The sequence below is a fragment of the Belnapia mucosa genome (genome assembly GCF_016775475.1).
Classification (GTDB): domain Bacteria; phylum Pseudomonadota; class Alphaproteobacteria; order Acetobacterales; family Acetobacteraceae; genus Belnapia; species Belnapia mucosa.
The window spans coordinates 1-16,960 of record NZ_JAEUXJ010000040.1 but is presented as its reverse complement, the minus strand read 5'-3'; the positions used below and the strand labels follow the sequence as shown (position 1 = coordinate 16,960).

12 protein-coding genes and 2 pseudogenes are annotated in these 16,960 nt (G+C 64.4%); 3 read left to right on the top strand and 11 right to left on the bottom strand.

Features of this window, described 5'->3' with window-relative positions:
- Positions 1-282: 282 nt before the first annotated feature.
- On the bottom strand, positions 283-1,173 hold the full coding sequence (locus JMJ55_RS29470; protein ID WP_202829180.1) for a LysR family transcriptional regulator: 891 nt from the start codon (positions 1,171-1,173) through the stop codon (positions 283-285).
- Positions 1,174-1,268: 95 nt separating this feature from the next.
- Here JMJ55_RS29470 and JMJ55_RS29465 point away from each other — a divergent pair, with 95 nt between their 5' ends.
- Both JMJ55_RS29465 and JMJ55_RS32255 read left to right on the top strand, forming a co-directional pair.
- Entirely contained in the window at positions 1,269-1,547 is a 279-nt protein-coding gene (locus JMJ55_RS29465) for a DUF1127 domain-containing protein (RefSeq protein ID WP_202829179.1), read from the top strand.
- 38 nt (positions 1,548-1,585) lie between these two features.
- Positions 1,586-2,435 (top strand): annotated as a pseudogene (locus JMJ55_RS32255) (CmcJ/NvfI family oxidoreductase).
- Between the two features lie 106 nt (positions 2,436-2,541).
- Here JMJ55_RS32255 and JMJ55_RS29455 read toward each other — a convergent pair.
- Positions 2,542-3,843, bottom strand: a complete 1,302-nt coding sequence (locus tag JMJ55_RS29455; protein WP_202829177.1) for a cystathionine gamma-synthase family protein — start codon at positions 3,841-3,843, stop codon at positions 2,542-2,544.
- A 102-nt stretch (positions 3,844-3,945) separates the two neighbouring features.
- A pseudogene (locus JMJ55_RS29450) lies at positions 3,946-4,139 on the bottom strand (transposase); the annotation flags it as partial.
- 1,381 nt (positions 4,140-5,520) lie between these two features.
- On the opposite strand from JMJ55_RS29450, the gene JMJ55_RS29445 reads away from it, so the two are divergent.
- A complete protein-coding gene (locus JMJ55_RS29445; protein WP_202829176.1) occupies positions 5,521-7,308 on the top strand; it encodes a transglycosylase domain-containing protein in 1,788 nt (595 codons plus the stop codon).
- 323 nt (positions 7,309-7,631) lie between these two features.
- Here the strand turns inward: JMJ55_RS29445 and JMJ55_RS29440 are convergent, their stop codons facing one another.
- The 8 genes from JMJ55_RS29440 to JMJ55_RS29405 form a co-directional block, all read right to left on the bottom strand.
- Positions 7,632-8,357: an ABC transporter ATP-binding protein gene (locus tag JMJ55_RS29440; RefSeq protein WP_202829175.1), complete on the bottom strand. Its 726-nt coding sequence runs from the start codon at positions 8,355-8,357 to the stop codon at positions 7,632-7,634.
- Positions 8,358-8,368: 11 nt separating this feature from the next.
- The gene (locus JMJ55_RS29435) at positions 8,369-9,124 is read right to left on the bottom strand and encodes an ABC transporter ATP-binding protein (protein ID WP_202829181.1); all 756 of its coding nucleotides are present in this window, start codon (positions 9,122-9,124) and stop codon (positions 8,369-8,371) included.
- Positions 9,121-10,107: a branched-chain amino acid ABC transporter permease gene (locus tag JMJ55_RS29430; RefSeq protein ID WP_202829174.1), complete on the bottom strand. Its 987-nt coding sequence runs from the start codon at positions 10,105-10,107 to the stop codon at positions 9,121-9,123. The genes JMJ55_RS29435 and JMJ55_RS29430 overlap by 4 nt, the downstream gene beginning before the upstream one ends.
- A 5-nt stretch (positions 10,108-10,112) precedes the next feature.
- The gene (locus JMJ55_RS29425; protein WP_202829173.1) at positions 10,113-11,000 is read right to left on the bottom strand and encodes a branched-chain amino acid ABC transporter permease; all 888 of its coding nucleotides are present in this window, start codon (positions 10,998-11,000) and stop codon (positions 10,113-10,115) included.
- Between the two features lie 55 nt (positions 11,001-11,055).
- On the bottom strand, positions 11,056-12,186 hold the full coding sequence (locus JMJ55_RS29420) for an ABC transporter substrate-binding protein (protein WP_202829172.1): 1,131 nt from the start codon (positions 12,184-12,186) through the stop codon (positions 11,056-11,058).
- 62 nt (positions 12,187-12,248) lie between these two features.
- Complete coding sequence (locus JMJ55_RS29415; protein WP_202829171.1) at positions 12,249-13,442, bottom strand: M24 family metallopeptidase; 1,194 nt, start codon at positions 13,440-13,442, stop codon at positions 12,249-12,251.
- Positions 13,443-13,458: 16 nt separating this feature from the next.
- Positions 13,459-14,721 carry an FAD binding domain-containing protein gene (locus JMJ55_RS29410; protein ID WP_202829170.1) on the bottom strand — a complete coding sequence of 421 codons (1,263 nt, stop codon included), beginning with the start codon at positions 14,719-14,721 and terminating at the stop codon, positions 13,459-13,461.
- A 149-nt stretch (positions 14,722-14,870) separates the two neighbouring features.
- Complete coding sequence (locus JMJ55_RS29405; RefSeq protein ID WP_202829169.1) at positions 14,871-15,806, bottom strand: LysR family transcriptional regulator; 936 nt, start codon at positions 15,804-15,806, stop codon at positions 14,871-14,873.
- Positions 15,807-16,960: the final 1,154 nt, after the last annotated feature.

Genomic DNA, 16,960 nt, shown 5'->3' with positions numbered 1-16,960 from the left:
AGCCATGATCCGCGTCAGCCTCGGCGCGCTCCTGCTCCGCCGTATCGCCCATCCATAACCATTCTCAAACGGGCTCTAAGTTGTCATTTCTCCAAAGACGGCGTCCGCTAACGAGACGCTTGAGCTATCTTGGGGCGAAGGAGCGTCCAGATGCCGCATAAGGCATAATACGGAAAGCGCCGGCCAAATACGACAGCACATCGTGAACGACGCCGGCAATCAATAAATATATAACGAAACCCCGCTTTGGCGGCGCAGAGGTAATTTGATCTTTTGTTGTTATTACCAACGCACCGCATGCTGTGCTAGGAAATCTACGAAGGCCTGGACCCGCGGCAGCCGTTGCCGTCCCGGCGCCGTTACCGCCCAGACCGCGACTTCCTCCGAGACATGCAGATCTTCGAATAGCGGGATTAGCCGTCCCTCGGCGATGTCGCGTGTGACGAGGAAGGCGCTCACGCGGATGATGCCGAGGCCAACCAGGGCCATGTCGCGCAGCGCCTCGGCACTGTCGGTCGTGGCAACGCCTCGCACCGTCAGCGTCTGCAGCCCCGTGGCGCTACGGAACGGCCAAGCGGTCAGCCGCGCCAAGCCACGCAGCACCAAGCAGTCATGCGACAGCAACTCCTCCGGCGTGGCGGGCCGGCCGCGGCGGTCCAGATAGGCCGGTGCGGCGCAAACGATCCGCCGGCCACTAGCGATCTTGCGGGCGACGAGCGATGAGTCGCCAAGGGCGCCGGTGCGGAGCAGGACGTCGGCCTGCTCCGTCATGAAATCGACGCGCCGGTCGGTCACGCCGAGGTCGAGCGTGATGGCGGGATATTGTGCGAAGAAGGCTGGCAGCAGCGGGATGAGCCGGTGCCGGGCGAAGGCGGTGCCGGTATTCACACGGAGCAGACCGCCGGGACGGCCGCGGCCGGCGGTCACATCCTGCTCCGCCGCATCGATCAAGGACAGGATGTCGCGGGCGCGGGCCAGATAGGTCTCGCCTTCCGGCGTCAGAGCGATGCGCCGCGTGGTGCGGGTGAGCAGTCTCACGCCGAGCCGCGCCTCCAGCCTGGCGAGCTGCTTCGACATGGCCGAGGGCGTGAGGCCCAGATCCCGCGCCGCTGGTGCAAGCCCGCCTGTCTCCACGATCCGGACGAAGGCGGCCATGTCGGAAGGCTGGCTCATCGTTTCCTTACGTTCATTAGTGTCGGTCCAGTTTGCCCAATTATCGCCCGGGCAGACCAGATGCATCTTCTCACTTGGAGAGGGCGGATGGGCCCATGGCCCGCTCGGCGGCCGATTCCCATCTGCGCCATGCCCGAGGAGGCGAGACCATGCATGTCAGCCGCATCCCAATGCCTGTCGCCGCAAGCCTGGCCTTGACAGGCACCACGCCGCCCGCCGCCAGGAGCATCTGGCCGGCTTGGCTGTCGAAGGTGCTGACCCAGGCGGCCGAACGACGGCAGCTCTTGATGATGGAGGAGCGCGACTTGCGCGATATCGGCCTCACCCCGTCGGAGGCCCGGATCTTGGCGCAGAAGCCGCTCTGGCGGCCTTGACGGCCTGCTGCCCATGACACGAACCGAGGAGACGAACCATGAGCCTGGCGCTTGCGACGCACCCCCTGATCCGGCCTTCCGACGCCATCGAGGCGGAGCTGAATTACCTGGGGCCGGTGGAAGGCCGGCCATTCACCTATACTTATCCGCCGCCGGCCGGACAGCCCCGCAGCAACATCACCGCCGAAGCGCATCGCATGGCGATCCGTGACCTGCGGCCGATCGCCGCCTCGGTCTCGCTGAACCGCGAGGGCTTCGCCGTAGCGACGGGCGCCAGCGCGCTGCGCACCTTCGACGACGAGGCGGCCATCCGCGCCGTCTACTACCCCGAGAGCGCCCGCATCCTGCAGGCGGCGACCGGCGCTGCGCGGGTGCACATCTTCGACCACACCATCCGCCGCCAGGCCCCCGGCGCCGAGGACCGCACCGGCGGCGCGCGGCAGCCGGTGGCCCGCGTGCATGTGGACCATACGGAGTGGTCCGGTCCGCAGCGCGTCCGCGACCTGCTGCCCGGGGAGGCCGAGGCGCTTGCGCGGCCGGGTGCAGATCGTCAACCTCTGGCGGCCGATCGCCGGGCCGGTGCGCGACATGCCGCTGGCGGTTTGCGACACGGCGACCGTGGCCGCCGAGGACCTAGTGGCGAGCGACCTGCTCTATCCCGACCGCCGCGGCGAGACCTACCAGGTGCGCTTCAACCCGGCGCATCGCTGGTACTGGCTGCCGGAGATGACGGCGGCGGAGGCGTTGCTGCTGAAGGTCTATGACAGCGCGCGCGACGGGGTGGCGCGGTTCTCCCCGCACACCGCCTTCGCCGATCCCGGAGCCCCGGCGGATGCGCCGCCGCGGCAGAGCATCGAGATCCGGGCCCTGCTCTTCCACGCGGTGTGACGGCGCCACGTCAGGCGCAGTCGCTCGGCGAGGCTTGGGCTGCCACGCCCTGGCCCCGGGGCGTGGCCCGTCGCTCCGGCGACGAGCCGGAAGGCGGCCGGCGCGGTCAGGGGTGCGGCGCGTTGCCGTCCAGCTGCGCCAGGGCCTGCGCCAGGTCGGCGATCAGGTCATCGGCGCGCTCGATGCCGATGCTGAGGCGGATGAGGCCCGCCGTGACGCCGATGCGGGCGCGGAGCTCGGCCGGAACGCCCGAATGGGTGGTCGAGGCGGGATGGCTGGCCAGGGATTCGGTCCCGCCCAGGCTCACGGCCAGCTTGAAGACGCGCAGCGCGTTGAGCACCCGGAACGCCTCCGCTTCGCCTCCCTTGATCTCGATGCTGAAGGTCGAGCCCGGGCCGCTGCACTGGCGCTCATAGACGCCCCGCGCCGGCCCGTCCTTCGCCGGTCCGCCGAGCGCGTGCACGGCCGCCACCCTGGGATGGTCGGCGAGGAAGCCGGCAATCGCCTCCGCATTCGCCGCGGCGGCCCGCATCCGCAGCGAGAGCGTCTCCAGCGACCGGCCCAGCATCCAGCAGGAATGCGGGTCGAGCTGGGTACCGATCGCGCCGCGCAGGAGGCGGACCGGGCGCAGCCGGGCCTTGCTGCCGATGGCCGCGCCGGCGATGAGGTCGCTGTGCCCGCCGACATACTTGGTCAACGAATAGACCACGATGTCCACGCCCTGCCGCAGCGGCTGCTGGAACACCGGGCCGAGCATGGTGTTGTCGCACACGACAATCGGCCGGTGGCCCTGGCTCGTGGCGATGCGGTCGGCCTCGGCATGGACAAGGGCGAGGTCGACCAGGCTGTTCAGGGGGTTGGACGGGGTCTCCACCAGGATGACGCTGACGCGTCCCCGCGCCTCGGCGCGCCGGGCGGCCTCGCCGATCGCCGTCGCGCTCAGCCCGTCGGGGAAGCCTTCCGCAGCGATGCCGAACTCGGCCATGGTGCGGGCCAGCAGCGTCTCCGTCCCGCCATAGAGCGGCTGGCTGTGCAGCACGGCATCGCCGGGCCGGGCATAGGTCAGGATCGTCGTGGCGATGGCGGCCATGCCCGACCCGAAGACGAGCGCCGCCTCGCCCTCTTCGTAGATCGCCAGCCGGTCCTCGACGATCTCGCTGTTGGGATGGTTGAAGCGGGAATAGACCAGCCCGGCCCCTCCCTCGGGCGCCTCTTTCCGGCCGGCCACCACGTCGAAATAGTCGCGCCCCTCCTCGGCCGAGCGGAAGACGAAGGTGGAGGTCAGGAAGACTGGGGGCTTGACAGCGCCCTCGGACAGGCCGGGGTCGTAGCCATAGCCCAGCATCAGGGTTTCGGGGGCCAGCCTGTGGTTGCCGATGCTGGTATGGTGGCTGCGCTCTCTGGTCATGGATGCCGATCCTCCGACATCGCCGGATCTGCTAACTGCATGCACATTGATGCAGTCTGCCCCATCCATCCAGTGCGACGCTAGGGCGCGTTAGCGCCTGAGTTAGTCAGCGGTGGCGGCAAGGCAGAGGACGCCGAGGAAGGACACGGCGGTCTTCTCGTAGCGTGTAGCGACGGCGCGCAACTCTTGCAGCCGAACCCAGAGCCGCTCGACGCGGTTGCGGTTGTTGTAAACCGGCGTCGGATAGGCAACGTGCGCTTCGTTGACTTTCGGCAGATGGCGGAGCGTGCGTGGAGGCTCCAGACGGGGCCGTGGAAGGCGTGGCGGCCCGAAGGCAGCAGGAGGGGAATTGTGAAGTTGCCGGTGCCGGTGTGAAGATCGGCTCGGAAGGTTTCACCCAGGCCTTGCAGGGCGCCGCCACCGCGCGGGAGATTCGGAATCGCGCTGCCGTCTCCATCGGAGCCCAAGTGCGCCTCCCATGATAACCAGGGCAGCTGCATCCGGAAGCAGCACAGGGCCCGGCCAGGGCGGCCATGCCTCGGCCACGCCGCTTACAGGCCGTCGGCGTGGTCGCCCTTGTCCAGCAAATTCCGCCTGACGCTTGAGGATGGCTTGACGTTGGCTCCCGCCATTCGCTCTGGGCGTTAGAGGCTCAGTACTAACCTGGAAAAATTCGTCCCCTGGTTCCCGCTGCGGGAAAAGAGGGCATTTGAACCCGTCGCATCAACCAACTATCAAAGCGGAGTTCGGTCTAAGCCAATGCGCGTCCCGCATGCACAAACCAAAGCCCGTTCAAGAGCTTCCTCGGACCCCGCATCGGGTTATACCGAACGGGAGGCGCGCCCGGAACAACACTGCACCGCCGCTTGCAGCAGTCATCGAGCTGCCGAGGACTGCTGTGGCAGGATCCGAGTTTGGGGTGAAGCGGCCCTAAATCTGGAAGGATCGGGATCGGCAGCTTCGCGCCCATCTCGGTCATCTGCGTTGCGGGGTGGGTTGCCCGAAAGCGGATTTGGCCTGCTGATTAAGAAATGGCGCTTAGGAAGGAGAGCGAATCAACCGCTCTAGCCGACATAGGAGCCCACGAGCAGGATCCGCGCCGTTGGAGAGGTAAGGCGCCGGCGTGGCGACCTGCCGAGGAGGCTGGACCAGAGGCGCTCCGCATGATGCGTGCGACTGGCCGAACGGCGCTCCGCCGGGGTGTCCACCATGGGACAATGAAGCCTGAGCTTGCTGCACCCCGGCCGTAGACAGTTCTAAGTTGAGGGCACCCACACTCTGTTCACTGGACGAGGACCTGGGGCACCTGGAAGTGATAGGCTGATGGCAATCCTGCCAACATCCTGCCTGAGAGCGGCCACCATGGGGCCTCCTTCCGGCTTCACAAGCTCCAGCATATGACGTGTGGTGGTAGCGAGAACCGGATGACGCTCAGCCTCAGGAGTTCCATCGTGCTCGCTCTCTGCACCGCCACGCTCGCAGCCTGCGATGCGACGGTTTATGGCGCCTACACCCCGCCCAGTCAGAGACCGGCCTATCCGGTGGGATACGCGGCGCCAGTTGGCCCGTCGGTGCCCTACGCCGCTCCGGGAAAGTTGGCCATCGTTGTGGGGCGGACATGATCGCCGGAGGGCCGCGTTTCCCGAAACTCGCTTTGCCAGGAGGTCCAGACAAGCCGTGCCAGCCAAGGGCAGCATAGACCGAAGGCAGCTCCTTACGTTGCTGGGGCTGGCAGCCGCGGTCCCTCGGCCCGCTGAGGCATTCGAACTCCCCGATGCCGCTGGACTGATCACCGAAAACCGCCATGACGGCGTGCGCATCCTCAGCGCGGGAGGCGAGTTCGTCGGCGCACGCGGAGCATACTACGGACCGCCAGTGCCTTTCGCCCAGCTCCCCGGTCACCTGATCAATGCGCTCGTGGCAAGCGAGGACCGGCGATTCTACGAACACTGGGGGCTGGACCCTAGGGCGATGGCACGAGCGGTCTGGTCGACGCTCACCGGGCGGACCCAGGGTGGCAGCACGCTGACCCAGCAGACCATCAAGGAGGTCTACCTCCGGGAACACAGCCCGATCGTCCGGAAGCTGCTCGAGGAGCCGGTCCTGGCGCCCATCCTGGAGCTCAACCTGACCAAGGAGGACATCCTGTATGTCTACCTGAACAGGGTGTTTTTCGGAGGCAGCGCCTATGGCATCGAGGCCGCTGCCCGGGTCTACTTTAATAAATACGCGCGCAACCTCAGCATCCTCGAATCCGCCATGATAGTTGGGCTGCTTCCAGCGCCTAACCGGTTCAACCCCCACCGGAATTTCGAGATGTCGCGTGACCGAGGCATCCGGGTCGTTGAACAAATGGTCGAAACGGGCTCCCTCAGTCGGAGCGCGGCAGACCGCGCCAAGGCGCAGAACGTCATAGTGACACCGTCCCGATCAGCTTGGGGCGGCTTCTACCCCCGCAGCACTGGTATCGGCTGGTTCGCGCGTTGGGCGGAGAACGAGGCCAACGCCAACTCGGTACCGTCACAGCGAAGCGGCACGCGAACCATCGCAACCACCTTGGACCTGCGGATCCAGGCCGCCGCCGAAAGACAGCTGGAGGCTGCCCTACGGCAGCACGCCCAGACAAGGAAGATCGAGGAAGGCGCGGTCGTCGTCATGCGATACGACGGCGCGGTCCTAGCGCTCGTCGGTGGACGCGACTATCGGCGGAAGGAATGGGATCACGTTACCCAAGCCAGACGCCAGCCAGGATCCGTGGCCAAGCTCTGCGTCTACTTGGCGGCGCTCGGGGCAGGATATACGCCTGACACGAATGTCAGCGATGCCGCCCTGACGCTTGGAGGGCGCAGCGTGAGAAACTTCGACGACCGATACCTCGGCGATATCACACTTGCCGCGGCGCTGGAGCGGTCGTCCAATACGGCCGCTGTTCGTCTGGCATTGCAGAATGCGCGTGAGACAAGGGATGTGATCAAGGCGCTACGCGTGGCGGAAGAGGTTGAGGGCGAAGCGGGCGACTCGGCGCTCGGAACCTACGAGGCGAGGCTCGTCGATCTTACGGGCGCCTTCGCCAGCGTCGCCAATCGCGGCAGGATGGTCGTTCCCTATTCGGTGCAGCGGGTTCAGGACCCGGCCGGTGTCGAGCTGCTGACACGCGTGCTCCCGGCAAAATCGGAGATTCGCCAGGTCTTGCAGCCTCAACAGGCTGACATGATGCGTCAGATGCTCGCTGGCGTTGTGCAACGGGGTACGGGAAGGGCTGCTGACCCAGGCTTCTGGGCGGCCGGCAAGACGGGCACGACCACCGAGAGCCGGGATGCATGGTTTATCGGCTTTACCGAGCGGTACGTCGCCGGTGTCTGGCTCGGGAACAGTGACAGCAGGCCGATGCTCGGCGTGTCAGGGGGTGGCTTGCCAGCGCAGATCTGGCGCGCGGTAATGATCGATGCCCATCGGAACGCGTAGCGGGGTAATCAGCCCTTACGACTCCCGGCAAAACTGCTGTCCGGTGCGGTGACGCGCTCGGCTTTTGCTGACGTAATACGGGCAACTTGCCTTGCTTTCGTCAAACGTGCTGGTCAAGCAGTATCGTGGGGACAATCGGCCAAGCCGCGACGGACACTGCCCTCTGCAGAACCTATGTCGGCTGTTCGTGCTCTCTTCCCCGAACGCAGACATTCCGCTTTTGGCCAGGCCAAGTCGCTCAAGGATCGAGAGTATTGCCGGATTGGGCCTGCAAGCCAGTTGGCCGAGCGTCCAACGATTGGATCTGATGGATGGGAGGGCGCCTATGTGCGGTTCCCGAGATAGGCTCGCGCCAGCGCATCGGTGGTCGACGGAAGATGCCAGCTGTGCTGGTCGAGCTGTTGCACAACCTTGCCGAGCGAAAGGACGTAGGCGCGGTCGGAGCATTCGGCCGCGACCGCGATATGCTGTTCGATCAGGAGGAGGCTCATGCCCTTCTTCCGCAGGGCCTGGATCACCCCTACGATCTCCCGCACGACCTTGGGCGCGAGCCCGGTGGATGGCTCGTCCAGGATCAGGAGCTCCGGTTTCAGGAGGAGCGCGCGGGCGACGGCGACCATCTGCTGCTCGCCGCCGCTGAAGACACCGACCGGTGCGCTCATGCGGCCCTTCATGAAGGGAAACAGTTCGAGCACTTCGTCGAAGCGGAAGTCGAAGCGGGCCTCGCGCCTTTTCCGGCCCTGCGCTTCTGCGATTCGTAGGTTCGATTCCAGGCTGAGTTCGTCGAAAAGGTGCCGTCCCTCCAGAACCACGGCGATGCCGAGTTCCGCGCGACGATAAGGCGGCTCGGACTGGATCGCGCGACCGTCCTTGGTGATCTCTCCACCCATGACGCGGAGAAGACCGCAGATCGTCCGGACGAGCGTGCTCTTGCCGGCGCCATTCGCACCGACGATCGCTACGCTTTCGCCGTCGCCGACGTCGAGATCCACGTCGAAGAGCACGGGAACCGTGCCGTAGCCGGCGGTCAGGCGTCGGGTTGCGAGCACGCTCTGGCCTCTCAGGTACCGAGATATGCTTCGCGGACCCGGGGACTGGCGCGCATCGCGTCCAGGCTTCCGCTCGCTATGATTTCGCCGAAACACAGGGCATGCATCTTGCTCGTTATCTCCATCAGCTCCATGTCGTGGGAGACAAGGAGGATCGTCATGCCTTCCTCGTTGAGGCGCCGCAGCACCTGCATGAGGATTTGCACCTCTGCTGTGCTGAGGCCGGAGGAAGGCTCGTCGAGGCAGAGCAGCTTCGGCTCGGCGACGACGGCGCGCGCCAGTTCCACCATTCTCTGGCGCCCCGCCGGCAGCTCGCCTGCCGGGACATCGCGGTAGGGTCCAAGGTCGAATCGCTCAATCGCGGCATCGGCGACGATGGCCGCGTCCCGCATCTCGCGGCGCACCTGCGGCAGCCCCAGGAAGGCTTCCAGAACACCGGTGCGGCCATGCCTGTGACAGCCCGCCACCAAGTTCTCGCGGACGGTGAGGTCGCGGAATACCTGAGGGGTCTGGAAGGTACGCTGGAGGCCCATCCGGGAGCGGTGCTGAATGCCGAGTCGCGTCGCGTCCTCGCCGAGAAGGACGATGCGGCCGACGCTTGGGGTCAGGAAGCCGGAGATGATGTTGAACAGCGTGCTCTTTCCAGCGCCGTTCGGGCCGATGAGGCCTGTCACCGATCCCGCCTCGACGGTGAAGCTCACGCCCTTCAGGACGTGTAGACCGCCAAAACGGTGGGATACTTCCCGCACTTCCAGAAGTGCACTCATCCGCCGGCCGGCGCAGAGGGGCGCCGTCCTCCGGACGAAAGCTTTGCCCCGAGATTGGCCATGAAGCCGCCAAAGCCCCCAGGGAGGAAGATCACGGCGACGATGAGGGCGAGGGCGAAGAGGAGAGGGTGGATGTCGCCGAGCCGGCTTAGGTAGTTGGGAGCCGCCGTGACGAAGAGAGCGCCAGCGATCGTGCCCGGGATCGAGCGTACGCCGCCCAGCACCGCGATCAGCAGGAAGCCGATGGCCCGGTCGATGGCAAAACTGTCCACGCTGATGAAGGACACGTAATGCGCGAAGAGGCTGCCCGCGAAAGCTCCGACGGCAGCGCTCAGCACGAAGATGCGGACCTTCAGTGAAGCGATCGGAATTCCGGCCACGGCCGCCGCTGCGGGCGCATCGCGCATCGCCCGTAGCGCGATGCCGGTGCGGGAGCGCAGCAGCAGCGAATAAGCGAGGAGCAAGGCGAAGGCGGAGGGCCAGACGAGATAATAGAAGCGGAACGGTGTCGCAAAGGTGAAGCCGAAGAGCGAAATGCGAGGTATGCCTCCGATCCCAAGCGTCCCTCCCGTGATCCATTCGAGTTCGAGAAACAGCACGTGCGCGATGATGGCGAGGGCGAGCGTAGCAAGGGCCAGGAAGTGGCCGGACAGTCGGAGGACCGGAACACCGACGGCCGCCGCGATCACTGCGCTCACCAGCATGCCAAGCACGATGCAGACGGGGATCGGAAGTCCGAGAACCGTTGTGCCGTAGGCGGTGGCATAGGCGCCGATCCCATAGAAACCGCTTTGTGCTAGGGATACGATCCCGCATTGGCCGAGGAGAAACGACACTCCGAGTCCGGCGATCGTGTAGATCCCGGTGAAGACGAGGATGTCGATCGCGCTGCGGCTGAGGAACCATGGTAGCGCCACCCACACCAGGAGGACGGCGACCATCAGCATGCCCGTCCAGAGGTGGGCGGTCGCGCTGCGTGCCAAGGCTGTCATCCTCCCAGCCGTCCTCGCCGCCCGAACAGTCCCTGAGGCAGCACGATCATGATGGCGATCAGGAGCGTCATCGAGACGACATCCTTGTAGCCGGAAGATATCGTGACGACTGCCAGGGACTCGACCAGGCCGAGCAGAACACCGCCGAAGATCGCGCCGAACGGGCTCGAAAGTCCGCCGAGAATGGCCGCGGCGAAGCCTTTCAATGTCAGCAGAAGTCCCATCTCGTACTGAATGTTGATGAGGGGGGCGACAAGAACGCCCGCGAGGCCTCCGACGAGACCGCCAAGGCCGAACGTCAGCGCCCTCATCCGTCCGACATTGATGCCGAGAGTAAGGGCGCCTTCAGGGTCGATCGAGGCGGCGAGCAGCGCCTGGCCTACCAGCGTCTTCGCATAGAACCAGCGGAGCGCGGCGACGACGGCCAAGCTGATGACGATGAGCCAGATCGCGTGGACGCGCATTGATGCGTCGAACACGTCCACGATGTCGTTCCCGCCGATGCCGGGTATCGGGTAGGAGTCGCGTCCGAAATACAGCAGCACCGCCGCCGAGACCGCGAACGCGCCCCCGAGCGTGACGAGGAGCAGCGAGTCCTCAGACCCGCGCCGCTTCAGCGTCGGGCGAATCATCAGCCTGTCGACCAGAAAACCCGTCAAGCCTCCCGCCACCACGCCGATCACGAAGCCGACCGGCATCGGGAGGCCGAACGACACACTCGCCGAGTAGGCCATGACGGCTCCAATCAGCGCCACATCCCCCTGCATCGCGTTGATGATCCGTGCTCCCCGGAACGCCACCGCGATGCCGAGACCGATCAGGCCGTAGACGAAACCGTTTGTCAGCCCGGCCAAAATCGACTGGATCAGCAGCGTAAACGTCATCGACGCCTCGTGGAGTGATGGGACCGTGTCGGGATGTCGATGATCGCCGCAGCCTCTACTTGGTCGTGAAGGGAAGCCGCTCGAATTTTCCGCCGACGAGCTTAGAGAAGACGTAGCTCGACAGGTCGATTCCGGTCATGTCGTCCTTCGTGAAGTCGTAGGAGGCCATGACGCCGGAATAGGGCGCACGCATCGCTGCCGCGAGTTCCTTGCCGCTCGCCCTCGGACCAGCCTTCTCGACCGCCTTCGCAACAATATGGACCCCGTCCCAGGCGGCAGCCTCGAAGTTCTTTGGCAGAGAGCCGTACTCCTTCCGGAAGGCGTCCACGAAGGCCTTCTGGCTGTCTTTCGGCTGCTCGCCGACCAGGAACTCGGGAAAGACGATGTTGTCGGCGTATTCGCCGAATCCGCGCACGTAGTCGTAGGTGGACGAGCCGATCGCCGAGACGATGGGCTGTTCGATTTTTACCTGGCGAGCATTGCGAAACGGCACCGCAGACGTCGCAATCACGAAGACGACGTCGGGGTTCGCGGCCCGGACCTTGGCGGCCTGGGCGCTCACGTCCGAGGCGCCGACCTCGAACTTCTCAATTGCAGAGAATTCGACGCCGTATTTCTCCCGGAGCGTATTGAGTTGGTTGGTGACGACCTGACCATAGCCCGTATCGTGGAGGATCCCGATCTTCTTCGCCTTGAGCTCCTTCGTCGTATATTCAAGCATGGCGCGCGCGTTCAGGTCTTGCGGCGGAAGAAGGTGGAATAGCGATTTGTAGGTCAGTTCGGTCCTCGGCCCGAGCCCGGTGAAGCAGAGTTCCGGCATTCCTTCTGCGTTCGTCAGTGCAGCCACGGCGCCGGTGCTCGCGGTCAGTGAGGGCCCGATGATTGCCGAGACTTTCTCGTCGAAGATCAGGCGTTCTGCCTTGCTCTTGGCGATGTCCGGCTTCGAGCCATCATCCTCGATGAAAAGCTTGATGGGCCGACCGCCGACGCCACCGGCCGCATTGATCGTCTTCTCGGCCAGCAGCATGCCCTGGCGCTGGGGCTGGCCGAGGCCGGCCCCCGGTCCCGTGAGGGAGATGATGGCGCCGACCTTGATCGGTTCTCCCGTCGCTCCTTGCGCCTTCGCGCGTCCGGAGCCTATCAATGCTGCAGCGAACGCCCCTGCGGCGAGTGTCCGACGCTTCATTCGTTTCCTCCCTATCGTTGTTGTGTTATCGTTGTCTTATCTGTTCTATTGCGTATTCCGATTTACCGGCCTGCGCCACCCGCGGAGTTCCAGCCGCGCCGGCTATCGCCGAACCCTTCCCAACCATCTGGCGTGACGGCCACCGTGTCCTCAAGCTTGAGGTAGCCTCGGGTCGGATGCTTCATGGTCGTCTCAATCGAGATGACCATCCCGGCCTCGAGTGGGCGGTCGGCATCGTAGCCCTCATACGGGACGACGCCGCGGCTGGTGAGCCGCGGGCCCTCGTGGCTGACGAGCCCCATCCCGTGCGCGAGGAACTCAAGATAAGGCTTGTGGGGTGAGCGCTCGACCATGGGCTCGCCGACCGCGTGGATCTCACGGCCGAGCGCGCCGGCCTTGATGGGAGCCCGCGCGGCCATCTGGATCTCCTCCAGTGTGCCGAGCAGGTCCTCAAGTTCGCTGTCGGGCTCACCGACGATGCCCATGCGGCAGAGGTCGCCGATATAGCCGTGGTAGTTGCCCCCTGAGTCGATCGAGAGGACGTCGCCGTGCTTCAGCTTCTCGTCGGACGGGGCGCGATTGTGGCTCGTCCCGGCCGTAATCAGGCAATATTCGAAGGTCAGACCGCGGCTGACTTCCTCCTGCCGCAGCCGATGCACGAGGTCGTTTTTGGTCATCCCCGGAGCGCAAAAATCGAAAACGGCGCCCATGGACTCGACCACGAGATCGGACGATTGCCGCAGCAGGTCCAGCTCTTTTCGGGTCTTTACAAGACGCAGGCGCTCCAGCGCGAAGGTCGCATCCACTATCCGGTCGCCGACCGCGCTCTGCAGCACGCGAGCTGCATCAAAGGGCAGAAAGGGCGCTTCGATCCCGACTGACCAGCTCGACCCGCCGCTGATACGCTTCACGTGCTCCAGCGCCAGCTTCATGGCATCCGTGCTGCCCCAGGTCGCGGTCTCGACCGTCGGCGTCCAGATGCGGCCGAGCTGCTTCTCCCAGACTTCAAGGACGGCACCGATATAGACCGCGTCGTTCGGGCGGCCTTTCGGATAGATTAGGACCGGCAGATACCGGCTCTGCGCGAGAGCGTCCATGTAATCGAAGAAGAAGGACCGATGTCCTCCCAGCAGGTATTGAACATTGTGCTTCGACGTCACGAGTAGGACGTCGATACCGGCCTGCTCGAGCAACCGGTCGAGCCGTGCTGCATCGAAGGGGGGGCTCGGAGAGCGAGTAGCAGCGGAACTGTCCATCGTGTCCTCCTTGGCTTTAACCGGATCGATTCATTGGGGCGCCGACGATAGCGTCGCTGCGAATTACGGGGCGCCCACTGACACGAATGATGTCTTCGACCCGCAGGCCGAGTTCTGGATCGGCCCATGGGCCGTCGAGACCTCGCTCGATGAAGGCTCCGAGCCTTCGCCCTGCCGCGACGGAGGCTCTCCCTTCGGCCAGCCGCTCGGTGTCGTAGCAGGCGAGGGCCTCCGCGACTGACGCTTCCCGCTCGAGACACTGCGCGAGGGCAAAGGCATCCTGGCCAGCCTTCAGCACCCCGACGCCCACATGCGGTCTCGCTACGAAGCCGGCGTCCCCGATAAGCGCGACGTTGCCAAAACCAATCCGCTCGGATTCGACGTCGTAGATCGGCTGCACAAGGTACCGTCCCGCCGCGAAGAACGGTTCCAGGAATTTTTTCGGGAGCTTCGCTCGGGCATCCGCCTGCAGTCGTTCGATGTGCTCGGGGCGAACGAGGTGGGGCGGGATGGAATATTGGTGAACAACCCCTTCCGCGTCTGTGAGCAGGTCAGTCAACTCGGCTCCGGGTGCAACTGGGTAATACCAAAGACAATTGTAGCGCCGGCGGCCGAGTTCGGCTGAACCGTCATCGCCCGGAACCGGGTAGCCGATGAATTCACTTGCCTTCGGAAAGCAGAAGCAGAACTGGCTCGCGGTCTCGGCACGGAAGTCATTCGAGAGGTCGCTCTCCTTGATCGCTGCACGCCATGCGACGTAGCCGCCATATCTCGGCTGGATGTGAGGAGCGAGAACGGCACGGACCGACGACCGGAAACCGTCCGCACCCACGATCAGGTCGGCTTCGATGGCCTCGCCATTCGTGAAATGGGCGGTGGAGCGTTCCTCTCCGAGGTCAATGCCGGCAAGCTCCCATCCATTGCGGTATTTCTCATGAGCGAACGCGGCCGAGAGGCTGCGGAACACGCTGGTCCAGCTGGCGAGTTGCTGGGGATAGTCGTAACGGGCGATGATCTCGCCGTGCCGATCGACGGCGCAGCGGCCAGTCACCTCGATCCCGAGAGGAGAGGGGACTCTCGCGCCGGCCGCGATCAGAAGTTCCTCGAGTTCGCCGTGCGAGGCGATCCCCAGCCCCCGCGTGGCGAGACTTTCGCGGGAGCGTTCGTAGATGCCGACTTCCCAGCCGGAGCGCTGAAGGAAATTGCCGATAAAGAGTCCCGCGACTGAGCCACCGATCACGACGGCTCGGCGCGAGCACGGTGAGATGTGGGTCGGCAATGCTGCCCCCCTATGACTGGCGTTTCCTCATGGTCCGACCGGGCGGTCAACGCCTCTGCTCCGAACGCCCGCAGGCTATGTCCGAGCGCGATATCAATGCAAATAATATGGAGTGATAGAAGGTATCATTCCATATTATGGAGCGTCGGTTAGGCTTCCCTCGCTTGGCCGGCGGCAGCGAGGATGGAAGGAACGCCCGAGAGAGCCTCCAACATGAGTTCAACGAACAGCTGGGCCGGCAGCGAGAGGGGTTTGCTCGTCGGATGCATCTCGTAGATCTCAGATGCGAGCGCCGGAAAGCCGACGGGGTTGAGGGTCAAGCTCGCGGACCGAGCTTCGTTCATGACCGCGAGGGTCGGCAGCAGGATCGACCAGTCGGAGTTGCGGACGAAGTTGAGACTGGCCGAGATTCCGTCGATCTGGAGCACCCGCTCCGGACGGATGGCGCCGCTCGCGATGTACTCGTCGAGGAGCCGCCGTTGTGAATGGAGCGGAAAGGGCAGCACGAGGCGGAGGTTCGGCACCGCGTCGAGGTTAACGGTCTGCCAGCGCTTCAGCCTCTTGGAGGCGCCAGAGATGAGGATCAGCCGGTCACTAATGAGGTGCCGGTAGGCAAGCTGTGAATGGGGAATGGGCCGATTGCAGATTGCAAGGTCGAGTTCACCAGCCAGCACGGCGTCCGCCAGAGTGCCGCTGAAGCCCTCCATGAGGCGCAATTCGACATCAGGATAGCTGTCCAAGTAGCGGTTCAGAACGCTGACGAGCGGGCCATGGCAGATGGACGGCATGATGCCGATCCGGACAAGCCCCGTGATCCGGCCGCTCAGGTCCCGCATCTCCTGCGTCGCGTTCTCCAGGTTGCGGAGAAAATCGATGCAGAAACGGTAGTAGCGTTCACCCGCGAGCGTCGGCCGCACACCCTGCTGGGAGCGCTCGAGCAGCGTCACCGTCAGTTCCCGTTCGAGTTGGCCGAGCTGGACGGACAGTGCAGGCTGGACCACTTTCTCGCGCTTGGCCGCCCGCGTGAAGCTGCCCTCCTCATAGACGGCGACGAAGTAGCGAATCTTGCGAAGGTCGATCGACATTGCGACCTATGCTGCATCAGCGGCTTGGACCGAGCAGGTCCTAAAGCATTGCTCACATGATAGAGGAGCCATTTTTCAGAGTGTCATCCGTTCGGGAAAAATCGTTCGATATGCTCGGCGGGGCCAAAAGGAGAACTTGCGTTCAGTTTGCGGCCGCGTTCGCTTCGCCCCATCCACGTCGTCCAAGCCTTTGGGAGCCACTGCCCAAGACCGCTCGTCGTTGAGCCTGGCCGTCCCGGTGTTCATATCGAGCACCATCCCTGCGATTTAGCCGCATTTTAGCAATAAATCCTCGCACTGCCTTCTTGTAGTCGTCCGTTGCTGTGATCAGTATGATGTGGCGGGGTCAAATCGAGGTCCGTTCGCGAATCGTTGCATAAGCTTGGTAGATGGGCCGCCTAATTATTCGTGGCGTGAGAGCCTCTTCGCCGCATTTTGAGGGGCTTAGACAGCAGCAGCCGTACCAGGCAGGAAATTCCCGTACCGCGATTCGCCGACGAACTTGCCGTCTTCTATGACGGACTTCTCACGCACATCGTGAACAGAGGGGCACCTTTGGTCTCCCAGCCGACCCATGAGGTGAAGCCGACGCGGAACAGCATGTCCTCATCGCGGAGAACTGCGCCCTTGTTCATGTCGGCACTCGTAAGACCGGCATTGGAGCCGATAGCGACTGCGCCCTTCCGCAGGATATTGGCCAAAGAGCTGCGCTGGCTTCTCCGAGCCTAAGGCAGACGGCGCCCTGCAGGGTGAGCCGGCCTCCGTTGACGCTGGGGCGACCGTTCCCCTGAGGTTGCCCTCGTGGTGCGACTTATCCGCGAGATGTATCGCAAAGAAGGGATCGAATTCGGCCGCTGAGCAAACGCGGCGCCAAATCTCTCAGGCGCGGTGCTGCGTCAACGGACGGCAGCTTTTTGCCTTCCCTTTACCAAAAGCTGCCTGTCAGCTTTCGGCCAGACCTTGCCAAGGGATGTGAGCTCAGAGGGCTACAATGTATGTCTGGTCATGAGGCTGGTGCAGCCATCACCTATCACGTGGTCTACGGCCGCACTCCGTTCTAGGTGCTTTAACGCCCTCAGAGCCTGCTTCGGAACGAGGGGGAGTGGATCTGATATGAGGTGAGCGGCGTCGGTCCGCAGCGTTCGACGGGTGTC

Excerpts from the sequence above, each read along its gene's own strand:
- JMJ55_RS29435 (WP_202829181.1), bottom strand. The coding sequence starts at position 9,124 with ATGAGTGCACTTCTGGAAGTGCGGGAAGTATCCCACCGTTTTGGCGGT.
- JMJ55_RS29420 (WP_202829172.1), bottom strand. The coding sequence starts at position 12,186 with ATGAAGCGTCGGACACTCGCCGCAGGGGCGTTCGCTGCAGCATTGATA.
- JMJ55_RS29425 (WP_202829173.1), bottom strand. The coding sequence starts at position 11,000 with ATGACGTTTACGCTGCTGATCCAGTCGATTTTGGCCGGGCTGACAAAC.
- JMJ55_RS29465 (WP_202829179.1), top strand. The coding sequence starts at position 1,269 with ATGGCCCGCTCGGCGGCCGATTCCCATCTGCGCCATGCCCGAGGAGGC.
- JMJ55_RS29405 (WP_202829169.1), bottom strand. The coding sequence starts at position 15,806 with ATGTCGATCGACCTTCGCAAGATTCGCTACTTCGTCGCCGTCTATGAG.
- JMJ55_RS29415 (WP_202829171.1), bottom strand. The coding sequence starts at position 13,442 with ATGGACAGTTCCGCTGCTACTCGCTCTCCGAGCCCCCCCTTCGATGCA.
- JMJ55_RS29470 (WP_202829180.1), bottom strand. The coding sequence starts at position 1,173 with ATGAGCCAGCCTTCCGACATGGCCGCCTTCGTCCGGATCGTGGAGACA.
- JMJ55_RS29455 (WP_202829177.1), bottom strand. The coding sequence starts at position 3,843 with ATGACCAGAGAGCGCAGCCACCATACCAGCATCGGCAACCACAGGCTG.